This window comes from uncultured Paenibacillus sp., assembly GCF_963515335.1.
GTDB lineage: Bacteria > Bacillota > Bacilli > Paenibacillales > Paenibacillaceae > Paenibacillus_I.
This window is the reverse complement of the sequence record NZ_CAUPYC010000003.1, coordinates 65,711-78,727: the sequence shown is the minus strand read 5'-3', so window position 1 is coordinate 78,727 and position 13,017 is coordinate 65,711. Positions and strand designations below refer to the sequence as shown.

Genomic DNA, 13,017 nt, shown 5'->3' with positions numbered 1-13,017 from the left:
ATTATATCCTTATGGGGTCCCCGAAAAGTAATCGGATTAAGCTACAGAGCATCACGTCACTTTTCGGGGATTATTTTGCTGTTTCGCCAAAGAAAATAATAGGGTTGACAAAATATAGGCAGTGACGTTAATCTAAAGTAAGTTAATTATTAAATGTAAGCTAAAGACATGGAGGTACGGACAAATGGCCAACGTTAAATGGGCGGTAGACGCCTCGCACAGCAGCATTGAATTTTCCGTCAAGCACATGATGATTTCCAGGGTCAAGGGCTCGTTCCAAACCTTCGATGCCGATATCGAAGCGGATCCGAACGACCTGACTTCGGCACACATCGGTCTCAGCGTCGATCTGAGCAGCATTGATACGCGCAACGCCGACCGTGACAATCATCTGCGGTCCGCCGATTTCTTCGATGTTGAGAACTATCCGAAGATGACGTTCCGGTCGAAGAGCATCGTGAAAACCGGCGAAGGCGAATACGACGTAACCGGCGACCTGACGATCCGCGGCGTGACCCGAACCGAAACATTCGAGGCGACATACGAAGGCGGCGGTAAAAATCCGTGGGGAGTCGAAGTGGTCGGCTTCAGCGCGAAAGGATCCATCAAGCGCAGCGACTACGGATTGACCTGGAACGCGGCGCTCGAAACGGGCGGCGTGCTTGTAGGCGACGAAGTGAAAATCGCGCTCGAGCTCCAAGCTTCGCAGCAAGCTTGATGACAGGAAAACAGGAAAGTCCCGCGCTTCAATCGGAGCCGGGACTTTATTTCGTTTCAAGCGCCATGCGGGTTGGCCCTGGTGCCGCGGCGATTGCCGCGCTTCTAATTCGGTTATGAAATAAGTGACGCCAATCGAACGGGGAGGGAAGCATGATGGACAATCAACCGCAAACCATCGAACGTCAGCCTTACGGCGAATATCGGAAGCATTATTCCGATGAAGGTTTTCGCTCAAAGCTGAAAAGATCGGCCGCAAGCATCGGCATCAAAGCGGCTTATCTGGCATTGCTCCTGTACTATGCGCTGAAAAGCCCGAAGACGCCGAAGACGGCGAAAATCCAAATTTACGGCGCGCTCGGTTATTGGATTCTGCCGCTGGATATTATGCCGGATATTATGCCGGCAATCGGCTATGTTGACGACTGGGGGGCGCTGCTTCTGGCGTTGGGGCATGTGGCCGGCAGCATAAACGACGAAGTCAGGCAGCAAGCCAAGAATAAGCTCAGGCAGTTGTTCCGCGGTACGGAGGATGACCATCCGGAGGTCGTCGAGGTCGAGCGGCGCATTCAGGCTCCGGCCGCCCGGGGCGTATAAACATGCGGAAGCGGACCGTCCCGAACGGCGGTCCGCTTCCTCTTTTTACCGGTTGCCGGAGCCGCTCGAGCATGTAAAGACGGACACCGTCGGTTTACGCATGGAAGGTGTCCCCTTTGTCATTGCGGATCGGCTGCGCCGCGCGCCCCGTCCGAGAAATGCCCGGCCAGAAAGCCGGTGAAACGATCGGCGGTCATCGGCCGTCCGATATAGAATCCTTGAATATAATCGCACCCGAGCAAACGGAGATGGCGGACCTGGGACTGCATTTCCACGCCTTCCGCAATGACGGACAAGCCCAGGCTGTGGGACATGGCGATGACGGCCTTGACGATGGCCGCATCGTCCTGATCAAGCGTCATGTCGCGGGTAAACGATTTGTCGATTTTGATCATGCGGATCGGAAGCCGCTTGAGCAGTGTAAGCGAGGAGTGGCCGGTGCCGAAATCGTCAATTGCGATCGGCAGGCCGAGGACGGCCAATTCCCTCAGCATCTGCGCGCTGTGTTCCATGTTCTGGATCGCGGTCGTTTCTGTTATTTCCAGGCCGAGCGATTGCGGCTCGACACCTTTCTCATCCAGGACGGACTTGACCCACCGTGAGAAATCGCCGAGCCGGAAATGCTGCGCCGAGATATTCACAGACACGACCAGCGGCGGAAGGCCGGCTTCACGCCAGCGCACGATTTGATCGCATGCTTCCCGAATGACCCATACGCTGATCGGGATAATCCAGCCGGTTTCCTCCGCGAGCGGGATGAAATCCGAGGGCTGCACGGTCCCGTGCTCCGCCGAGTGCCAGCGAAGCAGCGCCTCCGCCCCGATGACCCGCCCGGTATGCATGTCGACCTGCGGTTGGTAATGCAGCTCAAGCTCCCCGCGCTCGATCGCTTTGCGCAGGTTGTTGCCCAGCAAAAACCGCTTCTCGACCAGCGAGCTCAGGTCCGGCGTATAGAAGACCATCTGGTCGCGTCCGTTCTCCTTTGCTTTGTACATAGCCATGTCGGCATGTTTGATCAAAATTTCGGGGGAGTCCGCATGCATCGGAAACAAGCAGGCGCCTATGCTGGCCGTCGTGAATATCTCCCTGCCGCCCTCAACCAGCGGGTCGGCAAGCTGGCGGGCAATGGCGCCGGCGATCCGTTCCACTTCGGCGCTGCCGTGAACCTTCGACAGCAGGACGACGAATTCATCGCCCCCCAGGCGCGCGATCGTGTCTCCTGGCCGGATGCACAGACGGATCTTGTCCGCCACATGCTGCAGCAGCTTGTCGCCCGCCTGGTGGCCCAGCGTATCGTTGATGATCTTGAACCGGTCCAGATCCATGAGCAGCACGGCCAGCCAACTGCCGTTCCGCCGGCATTCCGGCATCAGCCGCTCCAGGCGTTCCATGAAAAACAGCCGGTTTGGCAGGCCCGTCAGCATGTCGTGGTAAGCGAGCCGCACGATCCGTTCTTCATCGGCTTTTTTCATCGTAATGTCGGTGAAGGAGCCGATCATCCGGATGGGCCTTCCGTCGGGACGGCGAACGGCTTCGCCCGCCGCATAAACCCACATGACGGTATCGGCTTCAAGTATAATACGGAACTCGATCTGAAACGGCTTGCGTTCGACAAGATGCTCATGGATCCGCCTGCGCAGCAGCAGCTCGTCGTCGGGATGAACGAGCTTGAACAACGATTCCGGGTCTTCGGTCAGCTGTTCGCCGGCGCTGCCGAGCATGGTCCGGAACCTGATGTTCCACTCGACCTTCTCGGAGACGATGTCGTAATCCCAAATGCCGTCATTGGTCGTCCGCGATACGATTTCGAGACGGTCCGCCATTGTCCGCACTTTCTCGAACAGAAGCTCGCGCTCGAGCACGCCCGCCAATATGTTATAGCTCTGGTGGCCGAGATGGCTGATGAACAGGCCGCTGAGCTCGTCGAACGGTCCGACAAGCACGATAAAGCCCCAATCGTAATGATCGTTTTTGACCGGATGCACGATGACGATATCCCCGCCACCGTCCTTGACGGAAGGAGGCAGCAGGTCCGTGTCGGGAAAAGCCCCGGGCCGGTATCGCTTGCCCGCAGCCGGAGCGGGGTGGCCCTTCCTGCTGAACGCGCGGTCGACGACGAGTTCGGTGCGTTCGGCGTTCCATAAGGCGAGATATCCCCAGTGCGAGGAGTTCCAAAACAGGTCCGCCAGCTCGATTTTCTCGGCGGAAGCGGTGCGCGCGATGTTTCGTATCCATTCAGAATGGCTTTGTTCCGTCAACCGCAAAGCATTGCGAAGACCGATAATCGTTTGCCTGGAGGAAACGGTTTCAACAGCCGGGTCGGCGGGGACGGATGGACAGCCGCAGGAAGAGCGGCGGATAAACCGGACCGGAACTTGCGTCACACCGGCCGCAGGCGCTTTCCCTGCCGGAATGCGGTAGAGGATGTCCATTGCGGCCTGCGCCAGTTCCTCGTAACCCTGCCGGACGGTCGAGAGCGAATAAGGCTCGCCGGCGGCCTGCTCCATGTTGTCGAAGCCGGTTACCGCGACATCATGGGGTACGGACAAACCGTGCGCCTCCAGGGAGTGGATCAATCCGATCGCGTTCCTGTCCGATGCCGCTACGACAGCCGTAAACCGGCGTCCGCATTGAAGCAGCCGTTCGGCCGCCTGGATGCCGTCCCGCTCCATATTGTCATCGACGCGCACCGCAAGCTCCGGATGCAGCGCCAGCCCGTTCTCTTCAAGCGCGGCTTTGAAGGCTTCGAATCGTTCGATTTGGTCGTATTGAACGGAACCGCCGACATAAGCGATATCGGTATGGCCGTGCATGGCCAAATGGCTGACGGCGTTGCGGATGCCCGTCCGGTTGTCGATCACGACGGAGTGGCAGGGAAAGGCGCTTTCGATGAAGCCGACCGCTACGACAGGCTTGCCGCAGCGGGCAAGCCGATCCCGTGTAACCGGACCGACACAGTCCAGCAGTATGATGCAGGCATCCATGTTGTCCACAAACAATGGATCGTCAATCGGCGAATCATAAGGATGGTTGATCTGCGTTTGCACAATAGTCAGTTCCGATCTTCGGACTTGCGTGATTTTGTTTATAACGGCAAGCAGCTTGCCGAAGTAATCACCGTCCAGATGCGGGGTGAATACGACGATACGGTGTTGTTTTTCCAACGATTTCAGATCCTCCCCTTGCTTCCTGTTGCCGGCAACATACGTTCAAGCAGGAACCAGAGACCGAATGTTCGGGAACGGTCACCATTCTAATGTATTCTATTCCACATCAGAGAACGGACTCCTCCTTAATGCCCAGGAAAAAGGGGCTATAAAACGATGAATCTCGTCGATAAATGAAGTCGAATGCTGCGCGGTGGGCACCGTGTTTGCGAGCGATTCAAGCTTGCCTGCTGCAAAGAATTCCGATGAAAGAGAAGGGGGCCCTAAAATAATCGGCATCATGATTAGATTGCAAGTTGGAGCCGGGTCGATTATAATGATCATGAAAAGCTTTTCAGAAAAGCTTTTCAGGAAACGTTTTCGGCGATATGGCAGCGGGAACCGACAGACCGTACTAGCCGTACCCTACGAACCAGGAGGAAGGCTCTGCTTATGAAACCGACGATTCGCGACGTCGCCAAACGTGCCGGTGTCTCCATCAGCACGGTTTCCCGCGTGATGAACGCGCCGGAAACCGTCGTGGAAGACAAGCGCAGCCGGGTGCTGGAAGCTATAGAAACTTTGCAATACCAACCGAACGGCTTTGCGCGCGGCTTGATTTACAAGAAGTCCGACACGCTCGGCGTCATGATTCCGGACATTGAAAACCCTTACTACGCAGGCCTGATCCGAGGGATGCAGGACGCCGCCGTTCGGTTGAACCACAGTCTCATGATCTGCAACACCGACCGCGACCACGACCGGCTGCTCTCGTACATCCACAGCTTTTACGAGAAGCAGGTGGACGGGATCATTTTCGCCAGCGATGCGCTGCATGAGGATTACTATGAAGAAATGCTGCGGCACCGGCTTCCGTTCGTACTCGCCTCAACCAATGCGCCGCAATTCGACATCCCATCCGTTGACATCGACGATGAGAAGGCGGCTTTCGACGCGGTGCTCCATCTCATAGAGAGCGGCCATAAGGCGATCGGCATGATCAGCTTTCCGCTGGGAGAGACGATTTCTGGGTATCCGCGATACGACGGCTTTCAGCGGGCGCTCCGCGAACATGGCCTTCAGGCTTATGAGACTTGCGTCGAATTCGCCGCCCATCGCTTCGAGGACGCGTATGCCGCCGCCGGACGGCTGCTCGCCGACCATCCGGAGCTGACCGCAATATTCGCCGCCTCCGATGAGTTCGCGATGGGCGCAATCTCCTTCGTTCGCGAGAGCGGCCGGTCCGTGCCAGCAGATGTTTCGGTCGTGGGGTTCGATAACATCCGGATGGCCGATATGTTTATTCCGAAGCTGACGACGGTCGCCCAGCCGGTGTATGAAATCGGTTACCGCGCCGTATGCAAGCTTCACGAGCTGGCGACGACCGGCGAGGTCAAAGAGCTCCGCGAGAAGCTTCCCCACCGGCTCATTATCCGGGAGTCGACCCGCTCCCTATGAAAGGGGCAGCCTGCGGAGGCCGAACTTTTACGCAGGAAAAAGGTATAAAGCCAGGCAAACGATGGTATTTTAAGGGGGTGATGTCCGCACATCGGTCCGCGGAATACTTAGGCGGTTTATCGCAGCTTGACAGCTTTACGATCATCGAAATCGAACAAATGAGAAAGGGTTGAGGTCTGTGCAAAGGAAAAGAACCACACTGTCCGCTTTCATTCTGATTTTGGTTTTCGCCCTGGTGCTTTCCGCATGCGGCGGAAACAACAATAACGGTGCAACGAACGGCGGAGCAAACGGCGGAACGAATGCCGGAACGAACGAAGGCGGCAATGCCGGCGGCGACGGCAACAACGGCGGCGCGGCTGCCGGCTCGTACGTGGAGCAAGCGATGAACGGCGACTTCAAAGGCAAAAAGGTGACGATGTTCGGTCCGTTCACCGATGCGGATGAAGTGAAGTTCAACGAATCGATCAAGGAGTTCGAGGAGAAAACGGGCATCGACATCGCTTATGAAGGCTCCAAGGAATTCGAAGCGACGATTTCCGTTCGCGTTAATGGCGGCAACGCGCCGGACATCGCGGACTTCCCGCAGCCGGGCTTGCTCAAGGGCTTTGTTAAAGACGGCAAAGTCATCGACGTGAAGTCGTTCCTGAGCGATGAGTACCTGAACAAGCAGTACGCGCAAAGCTGGCTGGATATGGGCACGATGCCCGGTCCGAACGGCGACGTTATGGCGGGCGTATGGGCGCGCTCCAGCGTGAAATCCCTGGTATGGTACAACAAGAAAGCGTTCGCGGAAGCGGGCTATACGATCCCGAAAACGTGGGACGAGCTGAAGAAGCTGTCCGACCAGATCGCCGCGGACGGCGATCCGGCCTGGAGTATCGGCATCGAATCCGGCACGGCAACCGGCTGGGTGGCGACGGACTGGATGGAGGACATCATGCTCCGCACCACGTCGCCTGAGAACTATGACAAGTGGGTTAACGGCGAGCTTCCGTTCACCGATCCGATCGTCAAGAACGCAGCGGAGAAAATGTCCGAAATCTGGTTTAACGAGGATTACGTATACGGCGGCCGCAAATCGATCGCCACGACGTCGTTCGGCGACGCCGTCAAGCCGGTGTACGAGAATCCGCCGAAAGCATGGCTGCACCGTCAAGCGGGCTTCATTACGAGCTTCTTCCCCGAAGGTCTGACGCCTGACGATTTCGACTGGTTCCCGCTGCCTTCGATCGATGAGCAGTACGGCACGCCGGCATTGATCTCCGGCGATATCTACGCGATGTTCAACGACCGTCCCGAGGTTCGCGCGGTCATGGAATTCTTCACGACGGCCGATTCGCTCAAGACGTGGATTCAGTCCGGCGGCGTAACGGCACCGATGAACGGCGCCGATCCGTCCTGGTACGCGAACGAAGCGGAGCGCAAAATGGCCGACTTCCTCGGCTCCGCCACGGCGATCCGTTTCGACGGTTCCGACCTGATGCCTGGCGCCGTAGGCGCGGGCACGTTCTGGAAAGGCATGACCGACTATGTCAGCGGCGCGGCCGATCTGGATACGGCGTTGTCCGAAATCCAGGCAGGCTGGAAATAAGATATTACGGATGCGGTTGGGGCCGTACCGCTCAGGCGGGCGGCCTTGCCCTGTCCTAAGCATATGCTTAGGATGCGTTTTGTTGCGAAGAACATCGGTTGGAGCTATGCTCCACAAAACGTAAGGAGGAAATGAAATGGAATTGCAGGCGAAAAAAGGCAATGCTCTGCGTCTGCTCTTGGTAACCTTGTTGGTGCCGGCTCTTAATATCGCCATTCATTGGCTGATTTTTATGTTTTTTCGCGATTCCGGGCTTCCGCCGGTAGCCAATGCCGTATTGGCGGTACTATGGGGTGCGCTGGGTATTTATTCGATCTACTGGTCCTTCAACTGGATGGTCGAGCAGTATCCGGATCAATGGCAGCGGAGACTATTGCCTTTTGTGTTTGTCGGTCCGGCCGTCCTGCTGCTCGGGTGGCTGCTCGTCCTGCCGACGCTGCGGACGTTCTGGTTAAGCTTCTTCGACGCCTCTTCGGTCGATTTCGTCGGTTTGGCCAACTACGCGGCGGTGTTCACGGACCGGCTGCTCGTGACCGCGCTCCGGAACAACCTGCTGTGGGTGTTTTTCGGGACGACCGCGTGCGTCAGTCTCGGCCTGCTGATCGCCATTCTGGCCGACCGGAGCAGTTTCGAACGGCTGGCGAAGGCGATAATTTTCATGCCGATGGCGATTTCATTCGTCGCTGCCGGCGTCATCTGGAAATTCATTTATTATTATCAGCCGGAGCAGGAGCAGATCGGTCTGCTTAACGCGATCGTCGTGGCGCTCGGGGGAGAGCCGCAGGCCTGGCTCAGCATGGTCCAGCCCTGGAATAACCTGTTCCTGATCGTCATTCTGATCTGGATGCAGACCGGCTTCGCGATGGTCATTTTCTCGGCGGCCATCAAGAGCATTCCCGAGGATATGCTGGAGGCGGCGCGCATGGACGGCGCCGGCGAGCTCCGCATCTTTTTCAGCATCATGATTCCGTACATCTCGGGCACCCTGCTGTCCGTTACGACGACGATCATCGTATTCACGCTGAAAATATTCGACGTCGTCATGATCATGACCGGCGGCCAGTACAACACCGAGGTCGTCGCGACGCAGTTCTACCGGCAGCTGTTCATGTACCAGAATGCGGGCTACGGCTCGACGCTGGCGATTGTGCTGCTGATTGCGGTCATTCCGGTCATCGTCATCAACCTGCGTCAATTCCGCAAAGAGGGAGGGTTCTAAATGAAACGCAAAGGAGTCCGCAGATCCAAATGGCTCGTCAACACCGTGCTTGCGATCATTTGTGTCATTTGGGCCGTCCCGACGTTCGGGCTGCTCGTCTCGTCATTCCGGCCCGCCGCAGATATTCTGTCCACCGGCTGGTGGAACATTTTCCCGCATAAGGCGTGGACGACGGTCGCCCAGATCGAGCTGCCGCGCGATACGGACCTGCGGCAGCCGATTACCGTCGAAGGCAAAACCTATTCGGACGATCAGCTCCGCGAAGGCGTCGAGCGCGACGGCCAGCTGCTGGTCTGGGAAAACCGGCGCCAGCGGCTGATCAACGTTCAGGAGAAAGAGTGGGCCTGGATTACCGGCTTCACCACACAGAACTATGAAACGGTGCTCGGCGGCAAGCAGTACAAAATCACGCTGCCGGACGGCAGCGTCAGGACGGAGCAGGGCAGCGGCATGGGCCAGTCGTTCTGGAATACGATCGCCGTAACCGTGCCGGCTACCGTCATCCCGATTTTCATCGCGTCCTTCGCGGCTTACGCTTTCGCGTGGCTGCGGTTTCCGGGTCGGAGGTCGCTGTTCGTCATCATCATCGCGCTGTTGGTCGTGCCGCTGCAGGTGGCGCTCATTCCGATTCTGCGCGATTATACGAGCCTCGGCCTGAACGGGACGTATTTCGGCATCTGGCTCGCGCATACGGCATTCGGCCTGCCGCTGATCACCTACTTTATGTACACGTCGATCAGCCAGCTGCCGAAAGATATTTTCGAATCGGCGTTCATGGACGGCGCCACGAACTTTACGATTTTCAGCCGGCTCATTCTGCCGTTGTCGGTGCCGGCCCTGGCTTCGATCAGCATTTTCCAATTCTTATGGGTATGGAACGATTATCTCGTGTCGCTCATTTTCCTCGGCAGCCAGCCGGAGGTTCAGGTCATGTCGATGAAGATCGCCAACCTGGTCGGATCGAGGGGCAACGACTGGCATCTGCTGACGGCGGCCGCGTTCATTTCGATGCTGATGCCGCTGACCGTGTTCTTCGCGCTGCAGCGCTATTTCGTTCGCGGGATGCTCGGTGGCTCGGTTAAAGGTTAATCCGGTTAAAGGTTAATAAAGAGAAGGACCGCCCAGGATAGGAACGAATGGTATCCCTGTGAAGAACGCAGCGTGAGCGATCGGCTTACGTCGCTTTGGAGGGGGTTTGCAGAGAGGGAGAGATGTACGATGCTGGTCAAACCGGCTTGGTGGAAGGAATCGGTGGTTTATCAGGTATATTGGCGGAGCTTTCTTGATACGGACGGCGACGGCTACGGCGATTTGAAGGGCGTGATCCGGAAGCTCGATTACATCAAGTCGCTCGGCGTCACGATGGTGTGGCTGAATCCGTTCAACACGTCGCCTGACAAGGACAACGGCTACGACGTGTCCGATTATTACGCGGTCATGGAGCGGGCGGGCACGATGGCGGATTTCGATAAGCTGCTGGCCGAGGTGCATGCGCGCGGCATGAAGCTGATGATGGACGTCGTGCTGAACCACACATCGGATCAGCATCCTTGGTTCAAGGCGTCGCGTTCCTCGAAGGACGATCCGAAGCGCGATTGGTACATCTGGCGCGATCCGAAGGGCGGAGGGGCGCCGACGAACTGGCGGTCGTATTTCAACCCCTCCTCGTGGGAGTTCGATGAACGCACGGGCCAGTATTACTTGCATTCGTTCGCGATCGAGCAGCCGGACCTGAACTGGGCCAATCCGGAGGTTCGGGAAGAGATGTACCGCATGCTGCGGTTCTGGCTGGACAAAGGGATCGACGGCCTGCGACTCGACGCGCTGGCGCTGCTGGCGAAGCCGGAACGGTTCGAGGATGCCGAGGATCCGCACGACATTTGCTATTTGACGCACAATCCGGGCTTGCACGATTATTTGCAGGAGATGAACCGGGAGGTGTTCAGCTGTTACGATATCATGACGGTCGGCGAGGTGGCGTTCGCGACGCCGGAGACCGGGCCGCTGTTCGTCGACGAGGCGCGCAAGGAGCTGAACACGTTGTTTCACTTCGAGGTGGCGGACGATATGCCGGAATGGGATATGCTTCGCTTCAAGCGCATCCAGCGTACATGGGCGGAAGCGATGCGCGGACGCGGCTTCGGCTCGCAGTTCCTGAACAACCACGACCATGCGCGCCAGGTGACCCGTTACGGCAACGACGGCGAATACCGGGTCGAGAGCGCCAAGCTGCTCGGCACGCTCGTGCACACGCTGCCCGGCATCCCGTACATTTACCAGGGTGAAGAGATCGGGATGACCGGCGTCCGGTACGACAGCATCGGCGAGTACCAGGACATCGCGATGTTGAACCGGTACGTCGAGGAGGTCGGCAAAGGCCGCGATCCGGCGCAGGTGCTGCGTGAGCTGCAGCCGCTGAGCCGCGACAACTCACGGTCGCCGATGCAGTGGAACGGCGGGCCGCAGGCGGGCTTCACCGACGGCGAGCCGTGGATCAAGGTCAATCCGAACTACAAGCGGATCAACGTGGAGCAGGCGGAAGCGGAGCCGGCATCCGTGCTGCATTATTACCGGGAGCTGATCGCGCTTCGCAAAAAGCATCCGGTGATGGCCTACGGCGATTTCACCGACATCAGCGGAGACGATCCCCACGTGTACGCATATATGCGCAGCCATGACGGTGTGCGGTGGTTGGTGGCGCTGAACCACGACTCGAGAGCCAACCGCTTTACGGCGCCGGAAGGCGCCGCCGCCGGCAAGGGCACGCTGCGTCTCGTGCTCGGCAATTACGCCGATGCGCCGCGGGAGCGGGGCGTCGAGGGGACGTTTGCGCTGCGGCCTTACGAGGCGCTGATTTATGAGGTGTCGGGATAGGATAGGAGCGAGCGGCAATGCGAAGAGGAGGGGGCGCCAAGGGGCGGCCCTCCTTTGCGTGTATTCGCTACCGCATAATCAAGCGCCTTTTTCCGCGTGTCGTACAGCGCTCGCATTTCCTAGTCCTGACTCAACGCCGATTCCTCCCATGTTTCTTTGGAACCTTGTCCGGCCGCGCGGTTTTATCCAAATGCGTACTCAGCAGCGTCAGTCGGATGAACGGCTTCGGCTCGGTTTCCCGAAGCGCTTCGTTCAGGAAGTTCAACAGCACCTCGTCCCTTTGACAAACGGACGGATACGTTGCAAGATGGGAACATTGGACCGGGCGCAACGGCGCGGTCAAACAAGGAAACCGCTTTGGGGGAAAAGTATGAGAAACGCAGCTTTATGGGGAAGCACGCTGGCAGTCGGCTTTATCGGGGGATTGGCTTTTGCCCTGCTGGGCCTGCCCTTGCCGTGGATATTGGGCGCTGCGTTCAGCGTCATGCTTGTCAATACCTTGCGGCCGGGGAGGGCTGTGTGGCCGCGCTGGCTGAGCGATGCGGGCGTTGTCGTGATCGGCCTGATGCTGGGACAGAGAATAACGCTGGATACGCTGCTTGCGATGGCGCGCGATCTTCCGGGCATGATTGCGGCGGGAGTGCTATGGATTGCGGTCTGTTACATGATCGGAATCGGGTTCGCGAAGCTGGCGCGGCTCAGCGAGATGAACGCCGTGCTCGGCTGCGTGCCGGGAGGGCTGCCGCAGATGGTGCTTCTGGCGGAGGAGATGAAAGGGGCCGATCCGGGAACCGTCGCGCTGATGCAGACGTCCCGGCTGGTCGTCGTGCTGTACACGGTGCCTTTTCTTGCGGCCTTCTTCACGAACGCATCCGCTGTGCCGGCGGCGGAGGCGGCTCGGGCGGCGGAGGCGGCTCGGGCGGCCGCAGCGGGAGCCGTTGCGGCGTGGCCGCCGTTGTACGGCTATCTCATGCTGCCGCTCGTACCGTTATCCGCCTGGCTGGCCCGGCGGCTGGGGCTGCCCGCGGGGGAGTTTCTCGGTCCGATCGCGTTCGTAGGCGCCTTGTCGGCCGCCGGCGCCGTGTTCCCGGTCGTACCGGACCCGCTGATGGCTGCGGCGCAGCTTTCAATGGGCATCTACATCGGCCTGCGCATTCAACCGCGGGTCGTGTTCGCCAATCGGCGGTTCGGCCCGCTGGCATTCGCCGTCGCGGCGCTGCTCGTCGCGATTTCGATTGCGGCAGCCTGGGTGCTCTCTCTGGTGACGGGCGATTCGGTCGTCACCTGGTTTTTTGTCGCTTGCGCCCGGCGGGCTCGGCGAGGTGGCGGTAACCGCCCTGCTGCTGCACGCAGACGTGGCGCAGGTAACCGCATACCAGCTGTGTCGGCTCGACAGCGACTACACATGAAGA

The 13,017-nt window shown here is 58.6% G+C and carries 9 protein-coding genes and 1 pseudogene; 9 read left to right on the top strand and 1 reads right to left on the bottom strand.

The features are described 5' to 3' along the window. Positions 1-184 precede the first annotated feature (184 nt). On the top strand, positions 185-718 hold the full coding sequence (locus RWM61_RS01890) for a YceI family protein (RefSeq protein ID WP_313996760.1): 534 nt from the start codon (positions 185-187) through the stop codon (positions 716-718). A 152-nt stretch (positions 719-870) separates the two neighbouring features. Beyond that, positions 871-1,314: a YkvA family protein gene (locus RWM61_RS01885; RefSeq protein WP_313996758.1), complete on the top strand. Its 444-nt coding sequence runs from the start codon at positions 871-873 to the stop codon at positions 1,312-1,314. 119 nt (positions 1,315-1,433) lie between these two features. Here RWM61_RS01885 and RWM61_RS01880 read toward each other — a convergent pair whose 3' ends face one another. After that, positions 1,434-4,478, bottom strand: a complete 3,045-nt coding sequence (locus tag RWM61_RS01880) for an EAL domain-containing protein (protein ID WP_313996756.1) — start codon at positions 4,476-4,478, stop codon at positions 1,434-1,436. A 435-nt stretch (positions 4,479-4,913) separates the two neighbouring features. Here RWM61_RS01880 and RWM61_RS01875 point away from each other — a divergent pair, with 435 nt between their 5' ends. The 7 genes and pseudogenes from RWM61_RS01875 (at position 4,914) to RWM61_RS20175 (ending at position 13,014) form a co-directional block, all read left to right on the top strand. Next, positions 4,914-5,918 carry a LacI family DNA-binding transcriptional regulator gene (locus RWM61_RS01875; RefSeq protein WP_313996754.1) on the top strand — a complete coding sequence of 335 codons (1,005 nt, stop codon included), beginning with the start codon at positions 4,914-4,916 and terminating at the stop codon, positions 5,916-5,918. Positions 5,919-6,096: 178 nt separating this feature from the next. Continuing rightward, positions 6,097-7,512: an ABC transporter substrate-binding protein gene (locus RWM61_RS01870; RefSeq protein ID WP_313996752.1), complete on the top strand. Its 1,416-nt coding sequence runs from the start codon at positions 6,097-6,099 to the stop codon at positions 7,510-7,512. A 136-nt stretch (positions 7,513-7,648) separates the two neighbouring features. Then, positions 7,649-8,731: a sugar ABC transporter permease gene (locus RWM61_RS01865; protein WP_313996750.1), complete on the top strand. Its 1,083-nt coding sequence runs from the start codon at positions 7,649-7,651 to the stop codon at positions 8,729-8,731. Beyond that, a complete protein-coding gene (locus tag RWM61_RS01860) occupies positions 8,732-9,820 on the top strand; it encodes a carbohydrate ABC transporter permease (RefSeq protein WP_313996748.1) in 1,089 nt (362 codons plus the stop codon). 129 nt (positions 9,821-9,949) lie between these two features. Further along, on the top strand, positions 9,950-11,605 hold the full coding sequence (locus RWM61_RS01855) for an alpha-glucosidase (RefSeq protein WP_313996746.1): 1,656 nt from the start codon (positions 9,950-9,952) through the stop codon (positions 11,603-11,605). After that, a pseudogene (locus RWM61_RS01850) lies at positions 11,589-12,884 on the top strand (AbrB family transcriptional regulator); the annotation flags it as partial. The gene RWM61_RS01855 and the pseudogene RWM61_RS01850, both read left to right, overlap by 17 nt. A 43-nt stretch (positions 12,885-12,927) precedes the next feature. After that, positions 12,928-13,014, top strand: coding sequence for a hypothetical protein (locus tag RWM61_RS20175; RefSeq protein ID WP_399537691.1), 87 nt, complete (start codon positions 12,928-12,930; stop codon positions 13,012-13,014). Positions 13,015-13,017 lie beyond the last annotated feature (3 nt).

Coding starts and splice junctions, on each gene's coding strand:
- RWM61_RS01890 (WP_313996760.1), top strand. CDS start 185: ATGGCCAACGTTAAATGGGCGGTAGACGCCTCGCACAGCAGCATTGAA.
- RWM61_RS01885 (WP_313996758.1), top strand. CDS start 871: ATGATGGACAATCAACCGCAAACCATCGAACGTCAGCCTTACGGCGAA.
- RWM61_RS01875 (WP_313996754.1), top strand. CDS start 4,914: ATGAAACCGACGATTCGCGACGTCGCCAAACGTGCCGGTGTCTCCATC.
- RWM61_RS01865 (WP_313996750.1), top strand. CDS start 7,649: ATGGAATTGCAGGCGAAAAAAGGCAATGCTCTGCGTCTGCTCTTGGTA.
- RWM61_RS01860 (WP_313996748.1), top strand. CDS start 8,732: ATGAAACGCAAAGGAGTCCGCAGATCCAAATGGCTCGTCAACACCGTG.
- RWM61_RS01855 (WP_313996746.1), top strand. CDS start 9,950: ATGCTGGTCAAACCGGCTTGGTGGAAGGAATCGGTGGTTTATCAGGTA.